Raw genomic sequence first — 297 nt, 5'->3', positions numbered from 1 at the left:
TGGTTTGTTCCTGACCGCCGCCAGTACCGGTGGAACTAAAGACGCTCGCCAGTTTTCCGTATAGTGCGCCGGAAGCCCACAGGCCGCCCGTCTGGTCGAGGAAGGTACGCATTTGACCGGACATGTTGCCAAAGCGGGTAGGTGTACCAAAAATAATGGCGTCGTAATCGGCCAGTTCTTGCGGGGTTGCAACCGGTGCAGTTTGCGTTTTACCGCCTGCTTTTTCAAATAATTGCGGCGGCATGGTTTCCGGTACACGCTTAACGACAACTTCAGCGCCATCCACTTTGCTTGCAC

At 54.9% G+C, this 297-nt stretch carries 1 protein-coding gene; it reads right to left on the bottom strand.

The window, feature by feature from the left end:
* The coding region (gene wrbA, locus AC0L3J_RS37910; protein ID WP_473350521.1) for an NAD(P)H:quinone oxidoreductase at window positions 1–297 on the bottom strand (297 nt) is incomplete at both ends.

This window comes from Bradyrhizobium sp. Kon37 (assembly GCF_055807535.1).
This window is presented reverse-complemented; position numbering and strand designations above follow the sequence as displayed.